This is a genomic window from Acinetobacter sp. GW821-FHT09D10 (assembly GCF_059416285.1).
The window spans coordinates 434,742-458,487 of record NZ_JBWKOW010000001.1 but is presented as its reverse complement, the minus strand read 5'-3'; the positions used below and the strand labels follow the sequence as shown (position 1 = coordinate 458,487).

The window sequence follows — 23,746 nt, the reverse complement described above, 5'->3', positions numbered from 1 at the left end:
CGATCAAGTTCAAGATTGATAAGCCTCTATGCTAGAATGCGTTATTTCAAATTCTTGGGTAAATGGCCTTGGCAAACCGAAAACTTAAAATAGGCATTGTAGTTGGGGAAGTTTCAGGAGATACGCTTGGCGTTAAGCTCATGCGTAGTTTTCGTGAGCAGGGAATCGATGCTGAATTTGAGGGAATTGGTGGACCTCAAATGATTGCTGAAGGTTTTAAAAGCTATTACCCAATGGAAACTTTGTCGGTAATGGGGATTGTTGAGGTATTAAAAGATTTAAAAAAACTATTTGCGGTACGTGATGGTTTAATTAACCAATGGACTGAGCATCCCGTTGATATTTTTATTGGTATTGATGCGCCAGATTTTAACCTCAGACTTTCAAAAAGTATTAAAGAAAAGAATCTTCCAATAAAAACAGTTCAATATGTGAGTCCTTCGGTTTGGGCATGGCGTCAGGGGCGTGTTCATGGCATTAAACAGAGTATAGATTTAGTACTTTGCTTATTTCCTTTTGAAAAAGTCTTCTATGAGCGATATGAAGTTCCGGCGGCATTTGTAGGTCATCCATTAGCTAAACAATTGCCGCTTGAAAATCCAATTCAAATTGCAAAAGAGCAATTAGGTCTTGCTGAAAATCAAAAACATATTGCTTTGTTGCCAGGTAGCCGTAAAGGGGAAGTAGAGCGACTTCTTCCTATGTTACTGGGCGCTGCCAATATTTTGCATACCAAATATCCAGATATTCAATTTTTGATTCCCGCAATCAACGATGCACGTAAACAACAGATTGAGCAGGGCGTTGAACAATTAGCACCTCATTTAAAAGCTGCAATTCATATTTTAGAAAATACAGACGCTGAATCAAAAGTTGGCCGTATGGTCATGAACGCAAGTGACATCATTGCTTTAGCTTCTGGAACAGCGACATTAGAAGCAATGTTAATGCATAGACCTATGGTTACTTTTTATAAGTTGCATTGGTTGACCTATTTAATTGCTAAGTTTTTGGTCAAAATTCCTTACTACTCTTTGCCAAATATCATTGCTGGTAAAAAAGTGATTGAAGAGTTGATTCAGGCAGATGCAACACCAGAAAATTTAGCAACTGAAATAGAAAAACTAATGAATGTTGAAACAGCACAAATTCAAGTGATGCAACATTTAACCATGCATAAACAGCTTATTTCTGGAAATACAGAAGATCCGGTACAGGCAATTTTGCAATGTTTGAATAGCTAATTTTTAAGATTTGATTGGCTAATTGCTTTTAACCCAGCCAATGAAAATTTCTTAAAATGCTCAACTAAATCGTGTAATGGCATCTGGGCGATATTCTTAAGAGGCTCGGGTGCTTGAGCATTCGGTCCGGCAATAATGAGCATCATGCAGGGTGTCATAACACTTAAAATGCAGGGTAAAACAGCCGGATCATTTTCATCTAAGCCAGCGACTTGGCTAATCAACTTACGAATGAGAAAAATTTTTCGCATTCCTGCAAATTCAATAAAACTTAATAAATGCTCTGAAGGTGAAAACAGTTCACGAATAAAGACTTTGCCATGCCAGACATCTTTTTCAGTTAATTTATGCAATAAAGTCTCAAGTAATAAGTTTAATTTTTCTTCTGGAGAGTGAGCGCTTTCAACAAGTTCTAGTAGGTAGTTTTCATCCAGATAGTGTGCGTGAGCTTCCAATAAAACTGCTTGATATAAACCATCTCGACCATCAAAGTGATAATTAATCGCAGCTAAATCGACATTTGCTGCTTTGGCAATTGCTTTGTTTGCTGTCTTTGCAAAACCATATTGGGCTATTAAAGGTCCCGCAGCCTCAATAATTTTAGACTTGGTTAAATCACCATCACTTCGTCTAGATCTGGACATGTTTAAACCTAATTTTAATTCACCATAAAAGTATATCTTTTATTCAAAGAGTAAGGTAATTTAAATTTAAATTGAATTTAAACTAAGAAAATTTGAATTTAATAAAAAGGCCAATAAGATGAATAAAAAAGTGATTGCCGGTGTTTTAGTTATTATAGCTGTGGCTCTAATCGGCTTTTGGGCTTGGAAATATAATGATAAAGAACAATCAGATAGTTTTTTAACTTTGCATGGAAATGTTGATATTCGCCAAGTTTCGCTCGCATTTGAACAGTCTGGCCGTATTCAGAAACTCATGGTCCAAGAGGGCGATAAAGTTCAAGCAGGCCAGTTACTTGCTACTCTTAATACTAATGCATTACAAATTCAGGCAAAGCAGGCGCAAGCACAGCTCAAAGCGCAACAAGAGGCAATTATTAAACAAGAGGTCGGAGCTCGTCCTGAAGAAATTACCCAAGCAAAAGCACAATTGGCTTCTGCTCAAGCAGAGTTAGATAAAACGGATAAAAACTTACAACGGTTACAAATTTTGGTGAGTAGCACAGATGGTCGGGCAATTAGCCAACAAGAGTTAGACTATGCCAAAAGTAATCAGCAAAGTGCTCAAGCAGTGGTGCGGGAAAGACAGGCCAATTTAGAATTATTAATTAAAGGCGCTAGACAAGAAGATCGTGAAGCGACCAAAGCACAATATGAAGTCGCTCAGGCTAATTTAGATTTAATTAACTATAACCTTACCCAGACTGAACTAAAATCTCCTGTAAATGCAGTGGTACGAGCACGTCTACAAGAAGTTGGCGATATGACAACTGCGCAAAAGGCCGTTTATACATTGGCTTTAACCGATCCAAAATGGATTCGTGTGTATGTAAACGAACAAGATTTAAGTTCTATCAAGATGGGTGGCACGGCCCAAGTTATTCGTGATTCTGATCCTAATCAGCCCATTAATGGAAAAATTGGCTATATATCTTCAGTAGCTGAGTTCACGCCGAAAACAGTACAGACCGAAGAGATTAGAACAACACTGGTTTATGAAGTGCGAGTGTATGTAAATGATCCGAATGATCAATTAAAAATGGGGCACCCGTTACTGTGAAAGTTCCACTTGCTTCAAGTGAGAATGCCCATGACCGATGAAAATACAGTGGTTTATGTCCATGATTTGGTCATGACTTTTAAAGCTGAGAGTAAAAAGGCAGCAGATATTACTGCAATTGATCATTTAAACATGCAAATCAATAAAGGAGAACTTACCGCTTTAGTAGGTCCAGATGGTTCGGGGAAAACAACTTTATTACGATTAATGGCAGGATTATATAAAGCCACTTCGGGTTCATTAAATGTACTTGGAATTGACGTGAGTAAAAATCCACAAGCTGTGCAAGACCGTATTAGCTATATGCCGCAACGTTTTGGACTATATGAAGATTTAAGCGTACAAGAAAATCTTGATTTATATGCCGATTTACACGACGTTCCAAAAGAAATTCGTCATCAACGATTTAAACGTTTATTGGAAATGACAGACCTTGCTCAATTCACTCGACGTTTAGCGGGTCAACTTTCTGGCGGAATGAAACAAAAACTAGGGCTAGCATGTACTTTAGTTCGTTCCCCAGAGTTGCTATTGCTTGATGAGCCTAGTGTTGGTGTAGACCCTTTATCAAGACGGGACTTATGGATCATTATTGAACAGCTTGTTCAGGAAGAAAACCTAAGTGTAATTATAAGTACTGCTTATATGGATGAAGCAGAAAAATGTGCACAAGTTTATATCATGCACGAGGGGAAAATTTTAAAGCAGGGCTCTCCAGAGCAATTAAAAGAAATAGCACGTGGGCAAACATGGCAAGTCAAACCTCCTGCAAATATTAAGGCGCGTACTGTACAAGCCCAATTACTTGATAATCATCTAGAGATTATTGATGCTGTTCCAAAAGGTGAACAAGTACGTTTTATTAGTCGCCAGAAAGAATTATCAGCTAGTGCTTTACCTCAGGGGCTAATAGCAAATACACGAGAACCTGAACTTGAAGATGCTTTTATGATGTTATTACAACAGAATCAAAAGCAACGAAAACAAATATCCATTTCTGAACGAGCTTTTGATTCACTGCAAAATCATGAGTTGGAATTAGACCAACCTATCATTGTGGTCAAAGATTTAGTCAGAACTTTTGGAGATTTTACTGCTGTCGCTAACACTTCATTTGATGTGCAGCGCGGTGAAATCTTTGGATTACTTGGGCCTAATGGAGCTGGGAAAACAACGACATTTCGAATGCTGTGTGGATTGTTGCCAGCAAGTAGTGGATATTTGGAAGTTGCTGGTAAAAATTTACGCACAGCTCGAGCTGAAGCTAGGGCTAACGTAGGTTATGTCTCTCAGAAATTTGCACTTTATAGTAATTTAACTGTTTTAGAGAATCTCAAATTTTTTGGTGGAGCCTATGGTTTATCGGGCGAAAAGCTAAAACAACAAATTGATAAAGCGTTACAGCAATACGATTTAAAGCCTCATAGTAAAAGTGGTGATTTACTCGGTGGTTATAAACAACGGCTATCTATGGCTGCTGCACTATTACATGAACCGGAAATTTTATTTTTAGATGAACCCACTAGTGGCATTGATCCACTTGCACGGCGTTCATTTTGGTACAGCATTGGTGAGCTGGCAAATCAGGGTATTACCATCATTATCACTACGCACTTTATGGAAGAAGCGGAATATTGTGACCGGATTGCCATACAAGATGCAGGAAAGTTGTTAGCCTTAGGTTCACCCCAACAAGTACGCGAATTAGCAAGTAAAGATAGATATATCAGTGATATGAATGAGGCTTTTATAGCAATTGTGGAGCAAGCACGTGCATTAAGGCATGCTGTTTAGGAGGTCTACAATGAGTTTTGCATTTTGGAATCGATTGACAGCGCTAGTTCGTAAAGAAACTAAGCAGCTCATTCGTGATAAAAGCAGCCTCGGGATTGGTCTGGTTTTGCCTATCATCTTAATTTTACTATTTGGCTATGGACTTTCCTTTGACTTAAATCAGGCACGAGTTGGTGTTGTAGTTGATCAGTCTTCACCACAGATCAATCAGGTTTTAGCAGGTTTAAATGGCTCGCAATATTTAACGAGTCAGCAATTTCATAATTTGCCTGAAGCAGAGCAAGCCATTCGAGATGGCGAGATTGATGCCATTTTGCATTTCCCTTCAGATTTCGCGAGTCAGGCACAACAAGGTAACGCAAAGGCTCAACTGTTATTAAATGGTACGTCTACCACCATAGCAACAGCTTTGGAAGGATATGTCACAGGTGCTTTGGCTACCGCGCCGTCTATACAAGTTGACCGTAGTCCAATATTAGCAACTTCAAGCGCCGTTAATATTGAACAACGAATATGGTTTAACGAATCTGCTAACAGTACTTGGTTTTTAGTCCCAGGCTTAATGGTATTAATTTTAACTTTAATCGGTGCATTTTTAACGGGGTTACTCATTGCCCGTGAAAGGGAACGGGGAACACTAGAGGCCTTATTTGTGACGCCTGTACGGCCATTTGAAATTGTATTAGCAAAGCTCATTCCCTATGTTGTGGTCGGGATGATTGATATCGTGATCTGTATTATTGCTGCGTATTTTATTTTTGAAGTACCCATGCGCGGTTCATTATTCTCAATTTTATCAGCTTCATTTTTATATTTAATTGTTTCGTTATTACTTGGTTTAACCATATCAGGCTTTGCTCAAAGCCAGTTTCAGGCGAGTCAAATTGCTTTATTGGCAAGTTTTATGCCTGCACTCATGCTTTCAGGTTTTGTTTTCGATACACGAAATTTACCCTTGGTTGTACAAATTGTTAGCCAGTTACTTCCAGCTACGCATTTTATGATTTTAATTAAAACCCTATTTATGGGAGGTGATGATTGGAAGTTATGGTTTAAAGAATGCGGTATTTTATTGGGATATATCGTTGTTTTGATATGTGCTGTGAACTTTTCACTAAAAAAACGGTTGAGATAAAGTTATGTGGCAGCAACTAATCGCTTGGCTAAAACACTTAGGTTTTTTAGTCAAAAAGGAATTCCTGACCATTTTTAGTGACCCTGCAAATAGAGTCATTCTATTTGTACCAGCACTGATGCAGGCACTTTTGTTTGGTTATGCTGCAACTTATGATGTTAACCGTGTGGATTATGCAATTTTAGATCAGAGTAATGGGCAAGTTTCGCATGAACTGATCTCAAAGCTCGATGGCTCTGGTATTTTTAAGCGGATTGCAACACTTCAATATACAGATCAAATCAAACAGGTAATTGATAGTCGTCAGGCATTGGTCGTGATTACGATTCCTTCAGACTTCGAGAGCAAATTAAATAATAACCAAAGCTCTCCTATACAGGTCATTGTTGATGGCAGAAACTCATCAACTGCTGTTGTGGCTGGTTCATATCTAAATAAAATTATTGGTCAGTTTAATCAGCAAAAATTTAACACAGCTTTGCCCATTAGCCTTGAAACAAGAACATGGTACAACCCAAATCAGGAATCTCGTTGGAGCCTAATGCCTTCATTAATTGCGGCTTTAAGTATGATGCAGACATTGCTTCTATCTGCTTTATCTGTAGCACGTGAACGAGAGCAGGGTACATTCGATCAGTTATTAGTTACGCCGTATACACCATTACAAATTATGATTGGTAAGGCCTTACCTCCAATTTTTGTAGGATTGATGCAATCAACCATTATTTTATTGATCATTTTTTTCTGGTTTAAAATTTCAATGAATGGTTCTATTGGACTGCTTTATTTTGGTTTATTAAGTTTTAATGTGGCCGTAGTCGGAGTGGGTCTATCAATTTCGGCTTTATCTTTAAATATGCAACAGGCCATGCTTTTTACATTTTTATTGATTATGCCTTTGATGTTGCTTTCAGGTTTACTTACACCAGTAGAAAACATGCCGAAAGCACTACAAATAGCAACTTACGCAAACCCCTTAAGGTTTGGAATTAACTTGGTACAACGGGTTTATTTGGAAGGTGCGAGCTTTGCACAAGTCAAATTCAACTTTATTCCAATGATCATACTTGGAGTAGTGACTTTACCCTTAGCGGCTTGGCTATTTAGAAACAGATTATCTTAATCATGTTAATTAAAAAGCCCCATTTTAGGGGCTTTAAAACTTACTTAGGCACGTATAATCAGTTGGTAACCCGTATATTTACGGATGTTAATAACACCAATATCAAAAATTAAATATTGACCTTTGATGCCCTGTAATACGCCGCGAATTTTTGGAGTTTTATCCAGATTTAATGACTTAATCTTTTCAGGGTACTGCTCAACAGGGTAAACAAACTCACGTGGTAGCTCATCTTCTAATAATTCAACGGTTTCGTTAAATTCAAGATTTTGGCTAAATTCCTCACGAATCGTTTGAATTTTAGGTGCAAACTCTTCGATTAACTGATCACGTTGCTCAGTTAGTTTTAGAGGTTCAGCTTCTCCCTTAAGGAGTTTACGCCAATCAGTTTTGTCAGCAACTAAAGAACCAAACATTGTTTCAAGTTGACCAGATAAACGACGTGATCCAACTTTCATAATTGGTAAGGCCTGAGTTGCACCTTGATCTAACCAACGACCTGGCATATGGCTAACGCGGGTAATACCAACTTTCAAAGCGCTAGAATTTGCTAAATAAACAATATGAGGTTGGAAACAAACATTGTGGGCAAAGTCATCTTCACGACATGTACCTAAGTGGTAATGGCATGTTTCTGGCCTCATAATGCAGAGGTCACATTCCGCTTTCGTTTTAAAACATTTAAAGCAGTGACCTTGAGAATAAGATTTTGGTGTTTTAGTGCCACAAGAGGTGCAATAAATATTACCTGTCCATTCGATTTCTAGTTCTTGTCCTAAATTAAAAGGAAGATCAATTTCTGAACGGTCTAATACAAATTTGTATTCAACATTTGCCTTGGTTGTCTGTTGATCAGTTACACTAGCATCTTTTAGGCCTGCATGCATTTTATGGCAAATGCCTTGTAGTTCCATAAAGTTTAAACTCACATCTTTCAATTAAGGGTTGCAGTCATGGCTGAACAAAATGTCATCGCTTCTATGCTAGACGATTTATCAAAAGAACAGCCCATTCATACTGCACTTTGTATTGGCCAAAAAATTGACCAGAATAACGCAATTCAATGGCACTATTTTAGCGTAACTGAGCTTTTAAGTCTGCCTTTTACTCAGCGTTATGATTTGGGTTTTGTATTATTTGATACCGATGAAATGCAGAACATCAGTGATATTCAAAAATCACAATTATTAGTAAAACTAAGAGATTTATTAGCAAAACGAATTGTGGTGGTGAGCAAACGACGTGATGAACAGTTATTACGCTCCCTAGGTTTTACTCAACTGATTGATAAGACTTCACATGATAGTGATTTTGCTTTATGGCAATTTAATATATTGACCTATAAACATGTTCCAGATTGGTTTAATTCAAAGTTTTGGGCAAACCCAGAAAACTGGAATAAATTCCGTTGGTAAAAGGCCATTAAATCTCTTTCAAAATTTAACAATTTGGCTTTTGCTGTCTGAATAAGAATCCGCGTATGCTCATGTATAAACCATACATAAGAGTTACACATGACAAATTTAAGCAGCATTGTTGAAGTTTTGGCTAAGCAGGCATTAGGTGGGAACCAGCAAGCATCAGGTCAAGGCGGTTTGGGCGGAATTTTAGGTTCAGTACTTGGACAAATGGGGGGTAATACTTCTTCTGGTACTCAAGGGGGCCTTGGTGGAGTATTAGGTTCTGTATTGGGTCAAGTGACTGGAAATAATAATACGCCTCAAGCAGGTGGTGGTGTACAAAGCTTATTAATTGCGGTTGTGCCTTTAATTTTAGGTTGGGTTCAGCAACAAGGTGGTTTGCAAGCGGCTTTAGAAAAGTTAAAAGGAGCAGGCCTAGGTAGCCAAGTTCAAAGCTGGGTTGACCCAAATCAAAGCAATAGTGAGGTTCCTACTCAGCAATTACAGAGTCTATTTAATCCCGCTGATATTGAACAAGTTGCAGAGCAAGCTCAAGCTCCAAAAGAACAAGTTTACGGTGCAATTGCTTCAGTCTTACCTCAAGTCATTGACTCATTAACGCCTCAGGGTGACAGTACAGACCATCAAGAAGCAAATCAGGACATCCAAAATGTGATGAATCTTGTGAGTGGTTTCTTGAAATAAGATATAGGTTGTTAAAAAAGCCGATATAAAGATATCGGCTTTTTTAATCTGCACAATAAAATAAAAGGGCATTAGCCCTTTTATTTTAGATTTGAATCAAAGATAACTAATTAGAAGTTATATTCGATACCTGTACCTACAACTGTTTGCTTGTCGTCATCATTCAACCAGTCGCGTTTTTGTTGAGCAACAATACCGTAGAAACGAGCTTGCTTGTTGATTTGGTAATCAAGACCTAAACCGTACAAATCAATTTTACGATCAGATTGACCACTTACTTGTGTTTCAGCAGAAGCGTATTCAGCTTTCACTTTAAGTTTAGTATTTGGAATTTTATAAGCAGCTGTTACTGCATATGCTTGTTCCTCTAAACCGCGGTAAGCTTTACCAGCTTTATCAATTGAACCATCTGATTTATATGATTGACCGTATGCAGTCAAATCATCAGTAGGTTCAGCATGTTGCCATAAAGCACCTACAACAAAGCCTGATTTTGCAATGTCATAAGAACCCGTTACACGGTAAGCATCTGTATAAACATCTTTCAGACCGTAAGCAGCATATTTACCTTTAATACCGAAGTCACCAGCAGCAGCCACTGCTAAGCCAAGGTCTTTGTTTTCATAACCAAGCGCAGTTGACACAGAGTCAAAGCTGTCGTTTTTGCTGTCTTTACCAGTTTCACCTTGTTTGCTATCTGAGGTGCTTTCACCAGTTTGAGCCATGATATTGAATGTTAAACCAGCTAATAATTTAGGGTCTAATTCAAAACCAACCACGTTGTCTAAGCGGTTTTCGCCGTACATGATGTTGGTAATATCTAAACGTGTATCGTCATTAAAGATGTCTTGGTTACCACCAGCAGCGGTTTTAAAGTAAGAATCGTACTTACCTACTTTTAATGTACCCACGCCTTCAGTTTTTAAACCGATAAAACGGTTACGAGCGCTAAGATCAGTATCTGAACCTGAACCATCAGTAGAAATTGCCCATTCAGCTAAATAAACAGCAGATAGCTTGTCAGTTAATTTCTCTTCGCCTTTTACCCCAATGCGAGAAGAGTTTGAGTTAACTTCAGTAACGTCACTTTTTCCATCGAAATTTTTATTGTCAACTTGGTTAATAGAAACATTCAGTTTGCCATACAAAGTTGGCGCTGCTTGCACCGCGTTTATGCTCAAAGTTGCAACTGCGGCAGCGAGTAGCAATTTCTTCATTGAGATTTCTCCAAAAGTATTTAAAAATGGCGTATGCCTAGTTAACTATTTATTTTGTAGTTGACTTATGTACAAAAAGTTACAAAAGCTCACCAACTTGCTAAGCAGTATCGGCAAACTTTGTGACAGGGGCGTGAAAAGTAAATGACAGTTTTATGACGGTTAAAATTTAGAAATAAATTAATTATTTTAATTTTTTATAGTTTTTAGACGAAAAAAAGCGGAGTCAAAACTCCGCTTTAATGAATTAAAAATCAAAGAGCTGCTTTAATTTTCTCAGCTAATCCTTTAATTTTTTCTTGATCTCCTAACTCTACAGCATGGCGTCCAAGTTGATGCACATTTGTAGGAATAAGGTGAAAATGAACATGCGGAACAGTTTGTCCTGCCGCTGCTCCAGAAAGTTGCATCAAGACAATACCTTCTAAATTGAGGGCTTTTTCCATTGCTTTCGCAATTTTCTGAACAATTTGTATGGTATATGCGGCTGCTTCTGGAGGTAAATCAAGGAGCGTTACAGCAGGTGTTTTTGGAATAACTAATGTATGACCATCGGCTTGAGGCATAATATCCATAAAAGCTAGAACTTGATCATCTTCATAGATTTTTATCGCTGGAAGTTCATCACGTAAAATTTTTGCGAAGATATTTTGATCATCGTATGCCATGTATTATTCCTTTAAAAATTATTTACACTTCAATTCTTTCTGACGCTCTTTAATAGCATCAAGACGTTGCTGCTCTTTGTCAGAAAACTTTGGTTTTGTCGTATGACAGTTTTCATTACCATATTTTTCTTTTGCATCAGGATCTTTAAAACAAAAGCCTTTTGATGCATAAATCAAATTATAATCGTCTTGCAATTTCTGACATTCTTGCTCAGGCGTTGCAGCTTGAACGCTTAAACCAGCAATACTTACCATGCCAGTAAAGACTGCAACTATAAATTTATTCATGAGCGTTTCCTCAGTTAAAGGTATGAACCTGTACTCAATATAAGGTTTATTACCAATATTTCAATGACTATTAATTACTCAAGTGTCATTTTGGTTGATAATTTGTTCACAATATAAATAAAAACTTTACATATCAACTATTTATAAAAATCAAATAAAAACATAAACTTAAGAAAAATTATATATGTTTTTTCAGAATTTGATTCTCGTTTAATCTACTTTAACTGTTATTAATAAGAGAAAAATATACTTCTGGTTCGGTTGATAATATATAAAAAATTGTAGGAAAAGATGAGATTTTATAGCTTTTTCATTTGCTAAATAGACGGCTTGAGTTTGAAATTGGGTCAATGAAAAAGAAATATATCAATGACATTATAAAAATACAAAGCGTGATAATTATCACATTTTTGTATTTTAGGATTAAGTGGAATTCACAGGGCCCATTTTAATTTAGACGGAAATGGGCTTTTTCTTTTGATATCTAAAATATAAATAAGCCAAAATTAATCTTAGTTTACAATTCAATTGAAAGATGTATTGATTTTACATGTTTTAGCTTCTATTATATTGTCCTTAATTGCTGCGTTTGATAGTTTTTGTAGCCCATTTCTAAAATTGAAATGGGCTTTTTTTTATTAAAGTTATTTCGAATTATATTAATTCGATCTTCTATATTGAGATATATAGTTTGCTGCCGAGCTATATGTTTACAAATCCTTTTCTTTCGATATTCATTATACAGCTTATTAAAATTAAGCATCTTTAATAAGCTGCCATCTAAAAGATTAAATTTATTCCAATGTAATCTTGGTCCATGCTTCATACATTTTAACTGCCGCAGAGAAGTCACTATTGTCTTCAGCAGTTAAATGAGCAGCCTGAATTAAACTTTGTGTTAATGACAAAAGTGGGGCAGGAAGTTTAGCTTGATGGACTAAATCCAAAGCAATTCCTGTGTCTTTGGCAAGAAGAGGTAAGCCAAAGGTCACTGGAAATTCACGACTCAGTACACGCTGTGGGAAGATAGTTTCTGTTACCAAACTTTTACCACTTGAAGCGTTAATACACTCTAATGCTTCGTTCAAACTTACCCCATGTGCTTTGAGTGCACTGAAGCCTTCTGCAACAGACCAAAGGTTGACTGCGAGTAACATATTATTAACGGCTTTTACGGCAAATCCTGAGCCCGATTCACCAACATGTTTAATTAATCTACCTACTGCTTGCAGTGCCGGTAATGCGCGTTCAAAAGCTGCTACATCACCACCGACCATTACAGTCAAAGTTGCATTTTCAGCACCTACTGTTTGACCACTTACTGGAGCATCCAGAAAATCAACATTCAATTGTTTTAATGAGATTGCTAATGTGCGGGCAGAGTCAGGGACTCCACTTGTACAATCTATCCAGATTGCCCCAGATTTAATTTGTACATCATTAATAAGTGCTTCTACATCAGTGCTTGTCGGTAAACATGAAAAGATAATATCTGCTTGTACCGCTTGCTCTAGTGGGGCAGCCTTTGTGCCATATTCTGCTGCATGTTGTTTGGCCTTTTCGAAATTTCGATTCCATACATAGACAGTATCAAAGTGTTTCGGTAAATGTGCTGCCATACGGTAGCCCATTGCACCCAAACCAATAAATGCAACAGATTGACTCATGACCTTGTCCTTAAATTTGTGTTGAACGTTCGGTCAGCCATTTTGCCAGTTGTGGCCAAAACTCCAGAGCACTGGCCTGACTCGACATTAGGCCTAAATGACCGCCGGGGATGAGAGTAAACGTGACATCTTGGCTGCTTGTCAATTGACTTAATGGAGAAGCAGCATCAGCAGTCACCAACTGATCACTACGACCCGCGCCAACTAAGAGAGAGCAATTTATATTTTTTAATTCGATTTTCTTATCTTTTAATTGAATAAAGCCACGTTTTAGTGGATTTTGCAGCCAGACATTAAACAACATGTCCTGATTAATCCCCCCTGGGTAATCAATCATATTATTTAAAAAGCTACTTAAAGTTGCATGCTCTTGTACAAATTGCAGGTCATCAAGATTTTTTAGCAATTGAACATGCCCATCAAACCAGCCTTTAGGATCAAGAATTTTAAAGCCTAATGAATTTAAAATTCCGGGACTATGAATCAGCCGTTTTGGCAATCCAGAATAAATACGGTCCTGAATTTTTTTGTTACGACCAATAAGATGATTAATGTTTCGGTAGAGTTTGCCAATATAGCCAGATGCGTAACTATCTATTGGACTACCAAGAACAATAAGGTTTTTAATATAGTTAGGTTGGTTCAGAGCAGCATATAAAGTGACGAATATGCCAGCCATACTCCATCCATGCAGTGAGATTTGTTCACTTCCGGAATGTGTGCGGACAATTTCTATCGCTTTAGGAATGAAATCTTCAATAAATGATAAAAAGTTAAGATGTCTATCTTTAAACTTTAAACTTCCCCAATCGACCAAATAGACATCGAAACCAGCATTTTGGAAATATTTAATAAGAGAGCGATAAGGATATAAATCGTAAATCGCCATATTAATGGCGAGTGGGGCAACTAATACTAACGGCTCTTTAAATTTTTTTTGTGTTGCTGCGTAATAGCGAATACGGGTTTGATTGAACTCGCCAATGACTTCATAGGGAGTGCTTTGTGACAGAACCAATGTTTTTGGGTGAAATAGTCGGGCAGAAAGATGCTTCATTTGACTTTGTTCAGAGACAAGGGACTTTAAGCGTTTCATCTTGCTTTACCAACTATTTACTAAAGATTGAATAAAGTCTAAGCGATAATTTTAAGGTTTACCTTGACCTTAAATACATTAGACACTCAAAATGATGATAGTTTTTAGTACATGACCAGTAAAGGCGAACATTTAATGAACCAGTCTGATGATTTAGAATACCAACTTGATACTTTAGCCATTCGTACCGGACATACTCGTAGTTTTGAAGGTGAACATGGCGAACCAATTTTTTTGACATCATCTTTTGTATATGAAAATGCAGCTGAAGCTGCAGCAAAATTTTCTGGTCAGGTTCAAGGAAATATCTATTCTCGTTTTACCAATCCGACTGTAGGCATGTTCGAAAAACGATTGGCAGCTTTAGATGGCGCTGAACGAGCTGTAGCGACAAGCTCGGGAATGGGTGCAATTTTGGCAGTTGCTATGGCGTATTTAAAAGCGGGTGATCATGTCATTTGCTCAAGAGCAGTTTTTGGTTCAGTTGTTGCCTTATTTGAAAAATATATTGCCAAGTTTAGTGTAGATATTACATTTGTCGATTTATGTGATTTAGACGATTGGAAAAAGGCAGTACGTCCAGAAACTAAACTTTTATTTGTTGAGTCACCGTCTAATCCTTTAGCTGAGATCGCAAATATTCAAGCGCTTGCAGATATTGCCCATGCGAATGGTGCATTACTTGCGGTTGATAACAGTTTCTGTACGCCTGTTTTACAGCAACCATTAAAGTTTGGGGCAGACCTTGTAATTTACTCGGCGACTAAATATTTAGATGGGCAAGGGCGCGCATTAGGTGGTGCTGTTGTCGGTAATCATCAGTTATTAGAAGAAGTTTTTGGTGTTGTCCGTACGCTTGGACCATCAATGAGTCCATTTAATGCATGGATTTTCTTAAAAGGTTTAGAGACTTTACGTTTGCGTATGAAAGCACACTGCGAAAGTGCTCAAATTCTTGCAGAATGGTTATCTACTCATGAAAAAGTAGAAAAAGTTTACTACGCTGGTTTACCAGCTCATGAAGGTCATGAGCTTGCTACTAAACAGCAAAATGGTTTTGGCGGGATCGTTTCATTTGTTGTTAAAGGCGAACGCGAAGGTGCCTGGAAGGTTATTGATAATACTAAGTTTATTTCAATTACGGGCAACTTGGGCGATGTGAAGTCAACAATTACACATCCTGCAACGACTACACATGGCAAACTTTCTGCTGAAGCAAAAGCTGCTGCGGGCATCCAAGAAGGCTTAATCCGTGTATCTGTAGGTTTAGAAGATATTAATGACATTATTCGTGATATCTCACGTGGTCTTGATCTGATCTAATTAATTCTATCGAAATAACTCTCTTTGGTTATTTTGTTCATGAAACCATCTCTTTAATCGAGATGGTTTTTTATATTTAAATGTTACTCAAATTTCAGAATTGCAATAAAAAACCTACATTTTTGTTTAAATGAGGGCTAAGAGTACAAGGTATAAAGACTTTAAATTTAATTAAAAGAAATGCGAGTTTTAAAATGCTTAAGCCTATTGCTATTGTTGTTGTGGTAGGGGTAATTGGGGTGGTTGGATATAAATTATTGACCAAACCTCATCAACACCCAGTAAATGAAACAACCTTATTGATTAACAATGCAGAGAAATCGGTGCAAGAAGCAGATAAATCTATCGAAGAAGCAAATACTTCCTTTAAGAAAGTCCCTTTAAGTGAATATAAAACAATTGATAAAGGGTTACAGGCATCTCAATAGTGAAATCAATTTTTATCAAACTTTACTGTATAACTTTTAGGCGTTTATGAAGTGGATCTAAGTTTAATCATGCCACTCATGTAGCTACGTGAAATAGAGCTAGAGATACTGATAGAAAACATTAGTCTATTGTGTCAGAATTACGGATTAATTTGAGTTCAATGCGCTAATCTGTATGGATTTTAATCACATGGGTTGGTTCAATGAGATTAAGTTTTTATAAAGTATTACCAGATAACCAATAATACTTTAAAGATTTGATAGAGATACGGAGTAAAGTTATGAATATCAATATGCTCATGCAGCAAGCGCAGCGCATGCAAAAAGATATGGAAACAAATATAAAAAAGGCGAAAGAAGAGCTTGCCCAAACTGAAGTCCAAGCAGAAGCGGGTGGTGGTTTGGTTAAAGTAACCATGAATGGTCGCTATCTTGTAAAACGTATCGAAATTAACCCTGAATTACTTCAAGATGAACCAGATATGATTGAAGATTTGATTGCTGCAGCGGTAAATGATGCTGTGCGTCAAGCAGAAGTTATTTCAGAAGAAAAAATGCAAAAAGCGAATTCTGGTATGGGCTTGCCACCTGGCTTAGCGGGCATGTTCTAAGGAAGTTCTGTGTTTAGTGATAGATTTGAACAACTCGTTCAAGCTTTACGTATATTGCCTAGCGTTGGTCCGAAATCGGCTCAACGTATGGCATTACATCTTTTGATGAAAAATCGAGAAGGTGCGTTCGCATTAGCTCATGCTTTACATGAGGCTTCAAGTTATATTCATGAGTGCAGCGTTTGCCATTCTCTAACTGAAAATGAAATTTGTGATATTTGTGCCTCAACGGAGCGAGAAGATCAACTATTGTGTGTAGTTGAATCACCAGCAGATGTCATGGCGATTGAGCAAAGTGGTAGTTTTCGAGGTAAATACCATGTTTTAGGGGGACATCTTTCTCCTTTGGATGGTATTGGCCCAGAAGAAATTGGTATTCCTTATCTGATTCAGCGCTTAAGTCAAGGCACTATTGAAGAAGTGATTTTGGCAACTAATGCGACTGTAGAGGGACAGGCAACCGCTCATTATTTGGTAGAGGCGACTAAGCACTTACCTATACACATGACGCGTATTGCTCAAGGTGTACCGCAAGGTGGTGAACTTGAGTATGTAGATAGCCATACCTTAAGTCAGGCAGTTCATAACCGTATGAGAATGAAATAAGCATTCCGATGCTTATTTCATTGATGCGATATAAAATTGAATTAAATTTATTAATTTAGCTATTAAAGGCAAATATTATTTTGTCTTTAATTAGAAAAAATCGTTTAAATAAAATATGAAAGCACATAAGAATGAAAAAGATCTTAGAGATTTTAAAGAATGAATATTTGGAGTTAACTTTAAAAGTATAAATAAAAGATCAAAAAATTATCTATTTTCGAAAAATTGTTCAAAAATAGAGTATTCATAAAGGTTTAAGTGGTAATTTCCTACTTCTATGTTATATATACCAGAGTTCTAAGCACTCTTTGCATTTACTTGAGAAAGCATGTTTCAGTTTATCCAACAGCAAACCGAATTGGTTGATGTTCTTCAAAAAATGGATCAATGTTCGATATATGGACTTGATACAGAATTTATTAAGGTTGACACACTCTGGCCTAAACTTGGGGTATGCCAAGTCAATGTAAATGGTAATGTCTATCTGTTGGATGGTGTTTCATTAGATCTAAGTCAGTTTTGGAAAAAAATATTTCTCGCACAGCAGAACATTTTTCATGCATGTGGGGAAGACATCGATTTAATCTATCATTACGCTGATCAAGAAGATTTGCTTAATGTGTTTGATACTCAAGTCGGTCTTTCTTTCTTAGGTCATGGACTACAAGTGAGTTACCAAGGCGCTTTAAAGCTTTGTCTCGACATTGACATTGAAAAAGATCAAACAAGATCTGATTGGTTGGCTCGACCTTTATCGCCTCAGCAACTCTGTTATGCAGCCAATGATGTTCTATATATAATGAAGTTAGCTCATCATATTCAAGAACAACTTAAGCAGAAAGGGCTTTATGACTATGTTCTTGAAGATTGTAGTAGTTTAACTAAAGAAATTATTAGTGAAACGCCTACAGAGTTACTCTATACCGATGTTGGTAATTATCGTCATTCGCGCCGTCAATTGATGCAATTGCAAAATTTAAGTGAATGGCGTGATTACATTGTTAAAGCGACGAACCAGCCACGTAGTTTTATTCTTAGAAACTCAACCATGATTGATATGGTTGAAAAGAATCCACGTAATAGTTTTCAACTTTCGCAAGTTAAAGATATTCGCCCAAATGTAGTTCGTGAATATGGAAAAACGATTCTAGAATTACTTAAAGATTTACCTAATGAAAGTGAATGGCCAACAAGAATTGCCAAACCTTTTAAAGTAACATCTAAAGAAACTTTAAATAAAATGGATATGGTACTTGCCCATGCAATAAGTGAAACTTCTATTCCTAAAGAAGTATTACTGAGAAAAAAATGGCTAAACGCAATTCATCAACATATTCTTTCTCAAGGGGATGAACAAGATTTACCTGATTATCTTTTGGGTTGGCGTTATGAGTTGTTAACTCAACCATTAATTCATTTATTTCAAGAAGAAAAAGAAAGTCTATCAATTTAAAATGAGTTGATAGTTAAAATTTAAAAGGCTCATCTTCGTGATGGGCTTTTTTAATTAAGAATCGTGAATGGCTTAAAGTTTAAATTGAGTAGTTTTTATTTAAAATAATAGATATTTGACGGTAATATTTAATAAAATAAATAATTATATTAGTTATATTAAATAATTAACTTATTTTAAAAGCTAGTAAAGTGATGAATTGAATGGGGTTTAATTTGTAAAAGTGATAATGAATTAAATTAACCGATTCAATGAGAAAAATTCAATTGATTAAACATACAGGTCTGTATATTCTTGGAAACAAGAAAAACAATTTCAATATGAATAATATATAACTATAAGTTTGTTTCAGTGCAGAAATAAGAAAGCCGACCCAATTGGGTCGGCTTTTTATTTTTTAATGATATAGCTCAATTAAAATGTCAGTAGGTTATTAAATTTTAAAAATTAAGTATTAATCTTCTACGGATTTTTTGTGAATGAACCAGCAAGTTCAGCTACAAGTTCTTCAGCTTTTTGAAAAGCATTTTCTAATGACTTTATATGTCGTTCATCTCCAAACTCTTGATATTCTGAGGCAATTTCATAAATTTTCTCTACACCTAAATATTTACTGAGTGTACGCAGGTGAGGTACAAGATGATTCATGTTGTGACGAATACCATCGTTCTTAAGCCCAAACTCCCCACTAGATGTGATAATGATTAAAATTTTTCCAGATAAAAGAGGTTGTAAAGGGAAGTCTCCTCGAGCAAGGTCAAAATCAAATGTCTTATTAATTCGAATAATTTGGTCAAACCATGCTTTGAGTTGAGCAGGCATACCGTAATTGTACATAGGGGAAGAAATTAGAATGATATCTGAACTCGAAACCTCCGCTATTAACTGATCTGATATTGATAAAACATCACATTGAGTTTGTATTCTTTTATTTTCAGGTGTGAATACGGCATCAATCCAGTCCTGAGTAATAAATGGAGGCGGATTCATTCCTATATCCCGATAAATATACTCATCCATAGGCCTTGTATTTTTCCATGAATGGACCAATCGGCTGGCAATATTTTTTGAAATAGAATTATGATTTGGATTGGGGTTAATTGCAGCTCGTACGCTGGCATCTATATGTAACATTTTACTCATCATAAATTCCATAAGGGTTAGGAGTTAATTTATTTTGAGTTTTAAATGAGAAGTAGACAAACGAGAATATTACAGCTATAGATGATTTTAAATCACCTATAACTGTGATTCAGGAGAAAGCATGCAAGTCTCATTGCAAGCACTTAGGGCATTTGAATCAGCTGCTCGACTAGGCAGTTTTAAATTGGCTGCTGAAGAGCTTTCGCTAACACCGACTGCAATTTCACATCATATTGCCAATCTTGAAAGCAGGTTGAATGTTGATTTATTTCATCGACAGGTAAGAAAAATAACGCTTACAACCACAGGTGATAGGCTAGCAGTAGCGATTTCTGAAGGGTTTCGTAAAATTGAAGATGCGCTAGATGAAATAACAGTAAATGGAAATACACTCAGAGTGGCGACAACATCTTCATTGGCAGCAATGTTGTTAATTCCCTCAATAAATGAATTTTATCAATTACATCCTGATATTTCAGTTGAATTTTCTACAGGTGAAGTTTTAGAAAGTCACTTATATACATTGCCTATTCGATATGGTGATGTATCTTTAATACCTTCTAACGATATTCTTAAATATGAGTCTTTTAATGTATTTGGTGCATCTAAACTTGATTCACTAGAACATTCTATTGAGCCAATAACGTTATTCACCACAGAATGGAAAAATAAAGCATTACCAAGTCCGCCACTAGAGACTTGGCTTGAGCTGAATGGATGGGACCGAACGCAAATAACAATTAAGAAGTTTGATCAGGAAATTTTTGGAATACATGAGGCATTATCGGCTAACGGACTCGTATTTTGTTCTTCTACACTTGCCCAGAGATTTATTAAAGCGAATCTTATACAACCTCTTAAGACTAAATCAGTTCAATCTGAGCTGTGCTATTACATCCCTAATAAGGAAGATTTTAAAAATAGAAATGCCAGAAAATTTATTGAATGGATAGAAAGATTATTTAATCAATAAGCTTATATTTCTGATTGGAACTAACTACACAACACCAAAACTATATAAGCTTTTTATGCTATAAAATTAGATAAATTAATAATTAGAGAGATAAATATGCTTAATAACTTTAGTGCTGAACAAGCGCGTCAAAATGCTAAAAATTTTAAAATCAATCAAGAGGCCATGCTGGAAAAAATTTTAACAGGCACTGAAACTGATTCTAAAGCAGGGAAGCGAAAAGCAACTTTCTTGTTTCCGATTGATGCTGTAAGTCCTGATCACCTCACACAAGTAGAAGAGGAACTTAGGGGTAGAGGCTTCAATGTATCAACCAATATTGAACACTCTGGTACTACCATCACGATAGAAATAAGCTTTTAAATATTGATTTTTTGTTAGACCGCTCTTTTAAAGGCGGTCTTTTATATCGTATCAAAAAGGGAATATAAATTTATTTACATTTAAACGTATGTTAATCATGATTTTATTTGACAGATTCTACCATCTTCTGTAGCTTTACTTTTTAAGTGGAATATGGATATGAACTTCCAAACAATACTTTTATCTTTCAAAAATCAATCTACTGGTACAGATGCATTTAAAGATTTAAAAAATGCTTGTGAACAGTCTCTTAAAGAATCTCAAAATACAAAAGAAAAAGCAGCAGTCTATTTGATCTATGGTTTTGCACGTAGCTACGTGATTTTATATGAAGATGAAGCAGTAACAACTGAATTTGCCAACGTTTCTAAGACTACGCTCATAGGTTACATGGAATGCCTCAATGAAGCTCTATTAAGTCAAGATGATAGTGCTATTTTGAATGCCTTAAACCAAGTAACTGATAACTATATAAAGAGTTCTCGAGTCTTCTAAATATCATTAACTTGTTTTGGTAAAATACTTCTTTAGCTTGGGCTAAAGAAGTATTCAAAGTTTGTATTAGTGAGACTTTTTCTTACCGCCGCCATCTTGTTTATTGACGGTAGACCATGCGATTCGTTCAGCTTCTTCTTGAGAATGACCTCTGTCTACTTCACTCTCAACAATATGTTTAGCCTGACGTTTTTGCTTTGCTGTGTAAGCTGTTTTATCGCCACGAGGCATAAGTTCATCCTCCACATCTATTATTAAGATACTTATTATTGAAACATATTGAGAATTTAAACCAGTTAAGTAATGTCTGCTAATGTTTGTTAAGTGGTTAGAAGTTTTACTTAAATGTGAATTTAAAAAGGTAATAGCTAATTTTAATACGATAAATTTCATAGTATTAAAGGGTAAAACTATTAAAAACAGATCACAAAAAGTACTTAGTAACGAACCATTTCTTATTTTTTTCTAAAATTGTTTTTATTTTATCAAAATGAATAATTATGTTTAATGATTTAAAATCAGTAACTTATTTATTTTCTGTGAAAGCTGACTTTTGTCTAGAACAAAGTTATTATCGACCTTAATCAACGTTGTGGGTTAATATTTCCCAAGAATTAAAAAAACGACTGATGCGTAAACAAACCTGCGTGGGTGAGTCGTTTTTTTTCATGTATGCTGTCCTTAGTTCAAGAGTTGATTTGAAATGCACTGTGATATTTATAGATCGAGCAAAAAAGATGAAATGTACATTTATATTGCTCGTCCAAACTATCCTGACGATGCGGAACAAGCTGATCCGTTTGAAAATGTTCCTGAAGCTGTTTTACAAGCGTTTGGTCGTGCAACGTTTGTCATGCATTTAGAATTAGCTCCAACACGTAAATTGGCGCGTGCTAATGTTTTACATGTTTTAGACTCATTACAAACAAAGGGTTTCTTTATTCAGATGCCACCAGAAGGGTTAATTAACCCGAATGCGGTTGAACCAGAGGGCTTACGTGGTGCGTGAAAATCAAACTGGAATAATGAATCAATTATTCTCTTTTTTGGATTTTATTCCTGAAGATGCGATTGCTTTAACAGCTTATGGAATAGGCGCTATTATTGCTTTGTGGTGTTGGTGGCGATTAATGCGCCGTCTTCCTACAACTTTTGGTGCGATTAGCTGGCTTATTGTATTTGCTATTTTAGTCACACCAACAGTGTCTGAAGGTCCGAATGCATCGGTAGCACCTGCTATTTTTGGACTACTTTTTGGTATTTTAACCAAAGATAGTCCTCTAATCTGGTCAAATTTATCTTTAATTCTGTTTGTAGTTGGTCTAGGTTTGGTTATTGGCTATTGTTGGTCAAAATATTCAACAAACAAAAGCATGCGTTCCATCTAACCATTGAAATAGAAAAATAAGGTCTTCACATGTCTGCTGATACCCAACATTTTACCGGTACAGATCAATATATCGCGACTGACAGTCTTAAGCTCGCTGTAAAAGCAGCCCGTGCTTTACAAAAGCCTTTACTGGTTAAAGGTGAACCTGGTACGGGTAAAACTTTACTTGCTGAACAAGTAGCAGAAAGTTTGGGCTTAAAACTCATTACTTGGCATATCAAATCGACAACCAAAGCACAGCAAGGGTTGTATGAATATGATGCTGTTTCTCGTTTACGAGACAGCCAGTTAGGTGATGACCGTGTTTACGATATTAAGAACTATATTAAACCCGGTAAATTGTGGGAAGCTTTCACCAGTGAAGAGCGTTGCGTCTTGTTAATTGATGAAATTGACAAGGCCGATATTGAGTTTCCCAATGACTTGTTGCATGAACTCGATAAAATGTCTTTCTATGTTTATGAAACAAGTGAAACCATTACGGCAACACAACGCCCAATTGTAATTATTACATCGAATAATGAAAAAGAGTTACCAGATGCTTTCTTGCGTCGTTGTTTCTTTCATTACATTGAGTTTCCAGATGAAGTGACCATGCGAGAGATTATCGATGTTCATTTCCCGAATATTTCTGCAACACTCGTCAACGAAGCTTTACAGGTTTTCTTTAAATTACGTGAAATTCCTAATTTGAAGAAGCCACCATCAACTTCCGAATTAATTGATTGGTTAAGCTTGCTCATGGCAGATGATATGCCTGAAGATGTATTGCGTAATCGAGATACATCTAAAGCTATTCCACCGTTATATGGTGCTCTTATCAAAAACGAGCAGGATGTGCAACTCCTCGAACGTTTGGCTTTCATGTCTCGACGTTAAAG

General features: G+C 36.3%; 27 protein-coding genes. 18 read left to right on the top strand and 9 right to left on the bottom strand.

The annotated features are described in order from the left end of the window. Positions 1–68: 68 nt before the first annotated feature. Entirely contained in the window at positions 69–1,244 is a 1,176-nt protein-coding gene (lpxB, locus tag AC07M3_RS02095) for a lipid-A-disaccharide synthase (RefSeq protein WP_494566392.1), read from the top strand. Here lpxB and eppR read toward each other — a convergent pair. Then, a complete protein-coding gene (gene eppR / locus AC07M3_RS02090) occupies positions 1,241–1,888 on the bottom strand; it encodes an error-prone polymerase regulator EppR (protein WP_494566391.1) in 648 nt (215 codons plus the stop codon). The two genes, lpxB and eppR, sit on opposite strands and share 4 nt — an antisense overlap. Positions 1,889–2,006: 118 nt before the next feature. Between eppR and AC07M3_RS02085 the strand changes: the two genes are divergently transcribed. The 4 genes from AC07M3_RS02085 to AC07M3_RS02070 are packed head-to-tail and all read left to right on the top strand — an operon-like array spanning position 2,007 to position 7,039. Continuing rightward, positions 2,007–2,987 carry an HlyD family secretion protein gene (locus AC07M3_RS02085; protein WP_494566390.1) on the top strand — a complete coding sequence of 327 codons (981 nt, stop codon included), beginning with the start codon at positions 2,007–2,009 and terminating at the stop codon, positions 2,985–2,987. Positions 2,988–3,017: 30 nt separating this feature from the next. Beyond that, positions 3,018–4,781, top strand: a complete 1,764-nt coding sequence (locus AC07M3_RS02080; RefSeq protein WP_209733493.1) for an ATP-binding cassette domain-containing protein — start codon at positions 3,018–3,020, stop codon at positions 4,779–4,781. 10 nt (positions 4,782–4,791) lie between these two features. After that, complete coding sequence (locus tag AC07M3_RS02075; protein ID WP_494566389.1) at positions 4,792–5,916, top strand: ABC transporter permease; 1,125 nt, start codon at positions 4,792–4,794, stop codon at positions 5,914–5,916. Between the two features lie 4 nt (positions 5,917–5,920). Next, entirely contained in the window at positions 5,921–7,039 is a 1,119-nt protein-coding gene (locus AC07M3_RS02070) for an ABC transporter permease (protein WP_494566388.1), read from the top strand. Positions 7,040–7,083: 44 nt separating this feature from the next. On the opposite strand, the gene AC07M3_RS02065 is transcribed toward AC07M3_RS02070, so the two are convergent. Further along, entirely contained in the window at positions 7,084–7,953 is an 870-nt protein-coding gene (locus AC07M3_RS02065; RefSeq protein ID WP_494566902.1) for a DUF2797 domain-containing protein, read from the bottom strand. A 39-nt stretch (positions 7,954–7,992) separates the two neighbouring features. Here AC07M3_RS02065 and AC07M3_RS02060 point away from each other — a divergent pair, with 39 nt between their 5' ends. Together AC07M3_RS02060 and AC07M3_RS02055 are read left to right on the top strand one after the other, a co-directional pair. Beyond that, complete coding sequence (locus tag AC07M3_RS02060) at positions 7,993–8,454, top strand: DUF6231 family protein (protein ID WP_494566387.1); 462 nt, start codon at positions 7,993–7,995, stop codon at positions 8,452–8,454. 99 nt (positions 8,455–8,553) lie between these two features. Then, positions 8,554–9,144: a YidB family protein gene (locus tag AC07M3_RS02055; protein ID WP_494566386.1), complete on the top strand. Its 591-nt coding sequence runs from the start codon at positions 8,554–8,556 to the stop codon at positions 9,142–9,144. Between the two features lie 110 nt (positions 9,145–9,254). Here AC07M3_RS02055 and AC07M3_RS02050 read toward each other — a convergent pair whose 3' ends face one another. The 5 genes from AC07M3_RS02050 to AC07M3_RS02030 all read right to left on the bottom strand — a co-directional run bounded on the left by AC07M3_RS02050 (position 9,255) and on the right by AC07M3_RS02030 (position 14,080). Then, entirely contained in the window at positions 9,255–10,361 is a 1,107-nt protein-coding gene (locus AC07M3_RS02050; RefSeq protein ID WP_132070023.1) for a porin, read from the bottom strand. A 254-nt stretch (positions 10,362–10,615) separates the two neighbouring features. Further along, positions 10,616–11,029, bottom strand: coding sequence for an HIT family protein (locus AC07M3_RS02045; RefSeq protein WP_004642705.1), 414 nt, complete (start codon positions 11,027–11,029; stop codon positions 10,616–10,618). 18 nt (positions 11,030–11,047) lie between these two features. Then, positions 11,048–11,317, bottom strand: a complete 270-nt coding sequence (locus tag AC07M3_RS02040) for a YARHG domain-containing protein (protein WP_092705654.1) — start codon at positions 11,315–11,317, stop codon at positions 11,048–11,050. 794 nt (positions 11,318–12,111) lie between these two features. Then, complete coding sequence (locus tag AC07M3_RS02035; protein ID WP_494566385.1) at positions 12,112–12,984, bottom strand: NAD(P)-dependent oxidoreductase; 873 nt, start codon at positions 12,982–12,984, stop codon at positions 12,112–12,114. A 10-nt stretch (positions 12,985–12,994) separates the two neighbouring features. Beyond that, on the bottom strand, positions 12,995–14,080 hold the full coding sequence (locus AC07M3_RS02030; protein ID WP_494566384.1) for an alpha/beta fold hydrolase: 1,086 nt from the start codon (positions 14,078–14,080) through the stop codon (positions 12,995–12,997). 135 nt (positions 14,081–14,215) lie between these two features. On the opposite strand from AC07M3_RS02030, the gene AC07M3_RS02025 reads away from it, so the two are divergent. From AC07M3_RS02025 to AC07M3_RS02005, 5 genes are all read left to right on the top strand, one after another. After that, positions 14,216–15,403 carry an O-succinylhomoserine sulfhydrylase gene (locus tag AC07M3_RS02025; RefSeq protein WP_494566383.1) on the top strand — a complete coding sequence of 396 codons (1,188 nt, stop codon included), beginning with the start codon at positions 14,216–14,218 and terminating at the stop codon, positions 15,401–15,403. 194 nt (positions 15,404–15,597) lie between these two features. Further along, positions 15,598–15,831, top strand: coding sequence for a hypothetical protein (locus AC07M3_RS02020; protein WP_004642710.1), 234 nt, complete (start codon positions 15,598–15,600; stop codon positions 15,829–15,831). A 281-nt stretch (positions 15,832–16,112) separates the two neighbouring features. After that, entirely contained in the window at positions 16,113–16,442 is a 330-nt protein-coding gene (locus AC07M3_RS02015; protein ID WP_004642711.1) for a YbaB/EbfC family nucleoid-associated protein, read from the top strand. 9 nt (positions 16,443–16,451) lie between these two features. Beyond that, entirely contained in the window at positions 16,452–17,048 is a 597-nt protein-coding gene (gene recR, locus AC07M3_RS02010) for a recombination mediator RecR (protein ID WP_017390620.1), read from the top strand. Positions 17,049–17,376: 328 nt separating this feature from the next. Next, positions 17,377–18,501 (top strand): ribonuclease D, encoded by a 1,125-nt coding sequence (locus AC07M3_RS02005; protein WP_494566382.1) that lies wholly within the window; start codon positions 17,377–17,379, stop codon positions 18,499–18,501. 462 nt (positions 18,502–18,963) lie between these two features. Here AC07M3_RS02005 and AC07M3_RS02000 read toward each other — a convergent pair whose 3' ends face one another. Next, positions 18,964–19,647 carry an FMN-dependent NADH-azoreductase gene (locus AC07M3_RS02000; protein ID WP_494566381.1) on the bottom strand — a complete coding sequence of 228 codons (684 nt, stop codon included), beginning with the start codon at positions 19,645–19,647 and terminating at the stop codon, positions 18,964–18,966. 118 nt (positions 19,648–19,765) lie between these two features. Here AC07M3_RS02000 and AC07M3_RS01995 point away from each other — a divergent pair, with 118 nt between their 5' ends. From AC07M3_RS01995 to AC07M3_RS01985, 3 genes are all read left to right on the top strand, one after another. Further along, complete coding sequence (locus tag AC07M3_RS01995) at positions 19,766–20,617, top strand: LysR family transcriptional regulator (protein ID WP_494566380.1); 852 nt, start codon at positions 19,766–19,768, stop codon at positions 20,615–20,617. Positions 20,618–20,713: 96 nt separating this feature from the next. Further along, a complete protein-coding gene (locus tag AC07M3_RS01990; protein WP_004642715.1) occupies positions 20,714–20,980 on the top strand; it encodes a hypothetical protein in 267 nt (88 codons plus the stop codon). A gap of 159 nt (positions 20,981–21,139) precedes the next feature. Further along, positions 21,140–21,475: a hypothetical protein gene (locus tag AC07M3_RS01985; protein ID WP_005047367.1), complete on the top strand. Its 336-nt coding sequence runs from the start codon at positions 21,140–21,142 to the stop codon at positions 21,473–21,475. Between the two features lie 66 nt (positions 21,476–21,541). On the opposite strand, the gene AC07M3_RS01980 is transcribed toward AC07M3_RS01985, so the two are convergent. After that, positions 21,542–21,706, bottom strand: coding sequence for a hypothetical protein (locus AC07M3_RS01980; RefSeq protein WP_002113596.1), 165 nt, complete (start codon positions 21,704–21,706; stop codon positions 21,542–21,544). A gap of 472 nt (positions 21,707–22,178) precedes the next feature. On the opposite strand from AC07M3_RS01980, the gene AC07M3_RS01975 reads away from it, so the two are divergent. The 3 genes from AC07M3_RS01975 to AC07M3_RS01965 are packed head-to-tail and all read left to right on the top strand — an operon-like array spanning position 22,179 to position 23,744. Continuing rightward, the gene (locus AC07M3_RS01975; protein WP_003651616.1) at positions 22,179–22,484 is read left to right on the top strand and encodes a YcgL domain-containing protein; all 306 of its coding nucleotides are present in this window, start codon (positions 22,179–22,181) and stop codon (positions 22,482–22,484) included. Then, positions 22,477–22,863 carry a hypothetical protein gene (locus AC07M3_RS01970; RefSeq protein ID WP_198078567.1) on the top strand — a complete coding sequence of 129 codons (387 nt, stop codon included), beginning with the start codon at positions 22,477–22,479 and terminating at the stop codon, positions 22,861–22,863. The genes AC07M3_RS01975 and AC07M3_RS01970 overlap by 8 nt, the downstream gene beginning before the upstream one ends. Positions 22,864–22,892: 29 nt before the next feature. Next, complete coding sequence (locus AC07M3_RS01965; RefSeq protein WP_004642719.1) at positions 22,893–23,744, top strand: AAA family ATPase; 852 nt, start codon at positions 22,893–22,895, stop codon at positions 23,742–23,744. The last annotated feature ends 2 nt before the right edge of the window (positions 23,745–23,746 follow it).